Source organism: Micromonospora phytophila, assembly GCF_023656545.1.
GTDB lineage: Bacteria > Actinomycetota > Actinomycetes > Mycobacteriales > Micromonosporaceae > Micromonospora > Micromonospora phytophila.
This window is the reverse complement of sequence record NZ_JAMOKF010000336.1, coordinates 1-5,698: the sequence shown is the minus strand read 5'-3', so window position 1 is coordinate 5,698 and position 5,698 is coordinate 1. Positions and strand designations below refer to the sequence as shown.

Below are 5,698 nucleotides of genomic sequence, written 5' to 3'. Positions count from 1 at the left end.
GTACGCCGACAACTGGTCCTGCGCCACGTGCAGCGCGTACCCGGCGGTCTCGGCGTGCTCGGTGGCGGCGGAGAGCTCCGGCACCCCCATCGGGTCGGCCGACTCCTGACGCACCCAGCGCAGCCGCTCCGCGGCCAGCCCGAACTTCGCCAGCGCCTGGGCGAGCTGGCCCAGCGGCAGTTCCTCGGCGGCGGCACGGACCTGGGCGCCGAGATCCTCGACGATGGACACGGCCGGCTCCCTAGAGGGTCGCGACGTAGAGCTGCGCCTGCTCGACCGCGACGAGTGTCGCGGCGAGGCACTCCTCCAGCTCCTGGCTGGCCTGGGTCAGCGAGGCCTGGGCCGCCTCGACCGTCTCGTGCCCGCTGCCCTCCAGCGCGCCGGCCAGGGTCTGCTGGGCCTCGGCCAGCTTCTCGCCGGCCGCCTGCACGGCGCTCTGGCCGTCGCCGATCTGTTGGAGCGCGACATCGATGGCTGCCTTGAGCTCGGCGACGCTCGCCACGGCGGAACCTCCTGGGGGCGGGGAGGCCTCAATTAGAGCCTATCGGTGTCGGTGAGAGAACATCCGCCCTGTCAGTGTTCCTGCCCTGCTGACCGGTTGCCACCCCGAAGCGCCGGGAGTCCGATCAATCGGACTCGGGGGTGTGCTCCTCCCGGTCGCGCAACCAGCGCGGGCCGTACACCTCGGCGCCCTGCGCCCGGACCCGTTCCCGCAGCTCACGGTCGGCGGTGACGACCAGCCGGCGGCGGCCCGACGCGGCAGCGACCAGCTCGACCACGGCGTCGTCGCCGGACGCGGGCGCGGCCACCACCCGGACCCCGTCGGTGCCCGGCACGTCGCGCGCCGCCCCCTCCACGACCAGCACCACCTCCACCGGCGGCGGCAGCTCCGGTGGCACGCCGAGCGTCCCCACCAGAGTCAGCGAGTCACGCAGCCGGGCGGTGGCGCCGGCGCGGTCCCGCCACCACCCGTCCGGGCGGGAGCCGACCACGTTGGCGGCGTCCACGATCAGCAGGGGCGTGGGGTCCATGCCGTCAGCCTGCCACCTGCGGACCCGCCGACGCCCGACGGCGTCGCCGGTACGTGCGGCCCGGTCCGCGCCCGGCGGGACGGAACCCGTCGGGCGTGTCGCCCGCCGCGCCGCCCGGACGCCGACGGGTCCGTCCGGCCCACCCCGATGGCGTTTGTGGGGGCGGGCGTCGGGTAGCCCCTGCCGACCGTGCCGCGCCCGACTGCGGAGGACAGACATGATAGGACCCGGTGACTTCGGCTCCGACCCGTGGGACGAATTCCTGGCCCGGTACTTCGGCCGGGGCGAGGGCGGGCGCCGACCCGCTCACCGGGTCGACATCACCCGGCTGATGACCGCCGACGCCCGGGAGATGCTGGCCGACGCGGCCCGGCGGGCCGCGCAGAAGCAGAGCAACGACCTGGACACCGACCACCTGCTCTGGGCGGCGCTGCAACGCGAGCCGCTGCGCGACCTGGTCCGCCGCGCCGGCGCCGACCCGGACACCCTGGTCAACGCGCTCGGCGGGCGCGGCGACGGCGCGCCGCGGGGGGAGGTGCCGCCGAACCTGTCGCTGACCCCCGCCGCCAAGCGGGCGCTGCTCGACGCCCACCAGCTGTCCCGGGCCATGGGCGCCAACTACATCGGTCCCGAGCACATCCTGATGGCGCTGCCGCTCAACCCGGAGTCGCCGGCCGGGCGGATGCTCGCCGCCGGCCGGATCCAGCCCGAGTCGTTGCAGGCGGCCAACGCCGAGCGCGGCCCGATGACCGGCCCCAGGCCCGACCGGGGCACGCCCACCCTGGACCAGTACGGCCAGGACCTCACCGAACTGGCCCGCAACGACCAGATCGACCCGGTGGTCGGCCGGGCCGGCGAGATCGAGCAGGCCATCGAGATCCTGTCCCGGCGGACCAAGAACAACCCGGTGCTGATCGGTGAGGCCGGCGTCGGCAAGACCGCCATCGTGGAGGGCCTGGCCGAACGGATCTGCGACGGCGACGTGCCGCAGACGCTGCTCGGCAAGCGGGTGATCCAGCTCGACCTGGCCGGCCTGGTCGCCGGCACCCGCTACCGGGGCGACTTCGAGGAGCGGCTGAAGAAGGTGATCGACGAGATCCGGGCGCACCGGGAGGAGCTGATCATCTTCCTGGACGAGATCCACACCCTGGTCGGCGCGGGCGGCGCGGGCAGCGAGGGCGGCATGGACGCCTCGAACATGCTCAAGCCGGCGCTGGCCCGAGGCGAGCTGCGGGTGATCGGCGCGACCACGCTGGACGAGTACCGCCGCAGCATCGAGAAGGACGCGGCGCTGGCCCGCCGGTTCCAGCCGGTCTTCGTGCCCGAGCCCACGGTCGACGACACCGTGATGATCCTGCGCGGCCTGCGCGACCGCTACGAGGCCCACCACCAGGTGCGCTTCACCGACGAGTCGCTCGTCGCCGCCGCCGAACTCTCCGACCGGTACGTCACCGACCGCTTCCTGCCCGACAAGGCCATCGACCTGATCGACCAGGCCGGCGCCCGCGTCCGGCTGCGCACCCGGACCCCGGCCGCTGACGTGCGCGAGCTGGAGGCGCAGCTCGACGAGGTACGCCGGGACAAGGAGCAGGCGGTCGCCGACGAGCAGTACGAGAAGGCGTCCGCGCTGCGGGACCGGCTGGCCGAGCTGGAAGGGCAGGTCCGCCGCGCCCACGGGGAGGGCAACGGCCCGCCGCAGGTGCCGGCCGTCGGGCCGCCGGAGATCGCCGAGGTGGTCTCCCGGGCCACCGGCATCCCGGTCAGCCAGCTCACCGAGGAGGAACGGGACCGGCTGCTGCGGCTGGAGGGCCTTCTGCACGAGAAGGTGGTCGGCCAGAACGACGCGGTCACCGCCGTGGCCGAGGCGGTCCGGCGCTCGCGCACCGGGCTGGCCGACCCGAACCGGCCGATGGGCAGCTTCCTTTTCCTGGGCCCCACCGGGGTGGGCAAGACCGAGCTGGCCCGGGCTCTGGCGGAGGCGCTCTTCGGCGAGCAGGACCGGATGGTCCGGGTGGACATGAGCGAGTTCCAGGAGCGGCACACGGTCAGCCGGCTCGTCGGCGCCCCGCCCGGCTACGTCGGGTACGAGGAGGCCGGCCAGCTCACCGAGGCGGTCCGGCGCCGCCCGTACGCGGTGGTGCTGCTCGACGAGATCGAGAAGGCGCATCCCGACGTGTTCAACATCCTGCTCCAAGTGCTCGACGACGGGCGGCTCACCGACAGCCAGGGCCGGACGGTGAACTTCAAGAACACCGTCCTGATCATGACCAGCAACCTCGGCTCCGAACTGATCACCGGCAGCCAGCGCAGCGTGGGCTTCGGCGCCGGCGAGCCGGGCGGACAGCAGGAGACCGACGAGCTGCGGGAACGGCTGATGCGCCGGCTCCAGGAGAACTTCCGCCCCGAGTTCCTCAACCGCATCGACGAGGTGATCATCTTCCGTCGGCTGGAGGCCGAGCAGCTGCGGCAGATCACCGGCCTGCTGCTGGAGGAGACCCGCCGCCGGCTGCACGCCCAGCACATCGACGTGGACTTCACCACGGCCGGCGTCGACTGGATCGCCGAGCACGGCTACCAGCCCGAGTTCGGCGCCCGGCCGCTGCGCCGGGTGATCCAGCGGGAGGTGGACAACCACCTCTCCCGGATGCTGCTGGAATCGGCGCTCTCACCCGGCCAGAAGGTCACCGTGGACGCCCGCGACGGCCAACTCGCCTTCGACGTCACCGCCGGCGAGCGGGGATACACCGCCGCCAGCACGTCCCATCCCCGATGACCCGGAGGGCGGAGATGACCGAACCCGAGGAGACCCAGCAGAGCACCGAACGGACCGATCCGATCGTGGCGCCGCCGACGGCGAACCCCGCGCGGGTGCAGGTCCCCCCGGAGGGCCCGGGTCAGCGAAGCGACGAGCCGGACCCGGCGGGGTCCGACCGCCGGCGAGAGGAGGGCTGATGGTACGCGAGCAGCGGCTCGATCCCGAGGTCGAAGGGCTCTGGGAGGACTTCCACGCCCAGGTGAACGTGCCCTCCGAGCAGCTGCGGCAGTGGCTGCTCACCCGCGGTTCCGGGGAGGAGTCGTTCGGCGCGGACCCCGACCTCGACCTGCCCCAACCCGGCCGGGCGATCCTCAGGGTGCTCACCAAGCGCAAGGTCGACCTGACGCCGGAGGACATCGAGGTGATGCAGGACGCGGTCGACCGGATCCAGTCCCTGATGGACGCCAAGCCACCCCGGGGCAACTCCGACGACGAGTGGCGCCACTCCCTGCTCGACCTCGGCCACGACGTCCTCGTCGAACGGTGACCCGCCCGACCAGCGCTCGACGTCGATCATGATGTGACGTTGTCGTCCCGACCGGCTCGGTCGGGACGACAACGTCGTGATCGTGGTGGTGCCGGTGTCAGCCGTGCTCCGACTCCATGCTGCCGATCGTCAGGCCGGCCGCGTCGGCGGCGGCGTCGCGGTCGATGCGCGCCCGTTCCTCCCGGGTGAGCAGGTTGGCGTACTCGGTGATGTCGGCCGCGCCGGGCACCTCCGGCAGGCTGCGCAGGAAGGTCTCCACCTCGCGGGCGGCGGCGATGTGCGTGGCGGCGGCCTGCCGGAGGATCTCCCGGTCGTCGGCGGCGGGATTGGGATCGGTCATGCCCGCCAGATACCCGGCCGGCGACGGTTCGCACCGCCACCGGCCGGGCATTACCGGCCGAGGCGGGTCAGCCGGCCACTCTGAGCCGCCACCGCTGGTCGGCCCCGCCGCCGCGGCTCCACCGCAACACCCGCGCGCCGTCGGCCGTAAAGACGCCCTCCACGTCGGCGAGCTTGCCGCTGTGCTGCGCGGTCAGCGGGTACGTCTTCCCGGCGATCCCGGTCGGGTGGTGCCCACCCCCGCCCCGCGTGCGGCCGGGCTGGCCGGAGCCGACCCGGGCAGGCGCCGTCGAGGGGCGGGGACCCCGCCGCGAGCCGGGCTCAGACGCCCGTGGGTTGCCGCAGCCCGAAGGCCGGGTTCCGCAACAGCCAGGCCAGGTACTCCGGATGCGCCGCCAGCGAGTCGGTGTACGCGGCCAACGCCGTCTCCAGCACCAGCTCGGCGACCGGGCCGGCGGGGGAGTCCGGATGCCATCCCAGCATCAGCCGCCAGCGCAGCGGGGTCCCGACCAGCCTCCGGGTGACCAGCCCGGCGACCGGCCGGAAGGTGGCCTGGCAGAGCGCGACCGCCTCGCCCGCGTCCACCATGTCCATGCAGCCCCGCACGTCGACCTCGTACACCTTGCGCGGGGTGAAGCCGGCGCGGGCGCAGGCGGCGGCGAAGCAGTCGCCGAAACAGCCGTCGCCCGGCGCGGCCACCCACTGCTCCTGCCGCAGGTCCGCCAGGCGCACCTCGTCCCGGTCGGCCAGCGGATGCGACTCCGGAAGCAGCACCAGCACCGGGTCGACCGACACCTCGCGCCAGCTCAGCCCCGACTCCGCCGGCGGGGTGGCGTCACCGCAGACGCCGATCAGGGCGAAGTCGAGTCGCCCACCGGCCACCAGCTGGGTCAGCTCGTCCGCCGACCAGGAGGCGTAGGTGGTGATCTGCGCCGGCGGCCGCTGGGCGGCGAGCCGGTGCACCAGCCGGCCCAGGATCGGGCTGTTCACGCCGCCGAAGCGGTACCGCCGGGGCGCGCCCCCGGC

The 5,698-nt window shown here is 73.9% G+C and carries 7 protein-coding genes and 1 pseudogene; 2 read left to right on the top strand and 6 right to left on the bottom strand.

The features are described 5' to 3' along the window. The 3 genes and pseudogenes from NCC78_RS26655 to NCC78_RS26645 all read right to left on the bottom strand — a co-directional run. Positions 1–231 (bottom strand): annotated as a pseudogene (locus tag NCC78_RS26655) (hypothetical protein); the annotation flags it as partial. A 10-nt stretch (positions 232–241) separates the two neighbouring features. Next, the gene (locus tag NCC78_RS26650) at positions 242–502 is read right to left on the bottom strand and encodes a hypothetical protein (RefSeq protein WP_250797911.1); all 261 of its coding nucleotides are present in this window, start codon (positions 500–502) and stop codon (positions 242–244) included. Between the two features lie 124 nt (positions 503–626). Then, complete coding sequence (locus tag NCC78_RS26645; RefSeq protein ID WP_250797909.1) at positions 627–1,031, bottom strand: PIN domain-containing protein; 405 nt, start codon at positions 1,029–1,031, stop codon at positions 627–629. Between the two features lie 217 nt (positions 1,032–1,248). Between NCC78_RS26645 and NCC78_RS26640 the strand changes: the two genes are divergently transcribed. Together NCC78_RS26640 and NCC78_RS26635 are read left to right on the top strand one after the other, a co-directional pair. Further along, positions 1,249–3,804, top strand: a complete 2,556-nt coding sequence (locus NCC78_RS26640) for an ATP-dependent Clp protease ATP-binding subunit (RefSeq protein ID WP_250797908.1) — start codon at positions 1,249–1,251, stop codon at positions 3,802–3,804. Positions 3,805–3,982: 178 nt separating this feature from the next. Beyond that, entirely contained in the window at positions 3,983–4,333 is a 351-nt protein-coding gene (locus NCC78_RS26635) for a DUF3140 domain-containing protein (protein ID WP_250797907.1), read from the top strand. 97 nt (positions 4,334–4,430) lie between these two features. Here NCC78_RS26635 and NCC78_RS26630 read toward each other — a convergent pair whose 3' ends face one another. From NCC78_RS26630 to NCC78_RS26620, 3 genes are all read right to left on the bottom strand, one after another. Continuing rightward, positions 4,431–4,673 (bottom strand): hypothetical protein, encoded by a 243-nt coding sequence (locus NCC78_RS26630; RefSeq protein ID WP_250797906.1) that lies wholly within the window; start codon positions 4,671–4,673, stop codon positions 4,431–4,433. Between the two features lie 67 nt (positions 4,674–4,740). Then, positions 4,741–4,890, bottom strand: coding sequence for an RICIN domain-containing protein (locus tag NCC78_RS32135; protein WP_284706357.1), 150 nt, complete (start codon positions 4,888–4,890; stop codon positions 4,741–4,743). 103 nt (positions 4,891–4,993) lie between these two features. Continuing rightward, on the bottom strand, positions 4,994–5,698 hold a 705-nt coding region (locus tag NCC78_RS26620), incomplete at its 5' end, for a LysR family substrate-binding domain-containing protein (protein ID WP_250797904.1).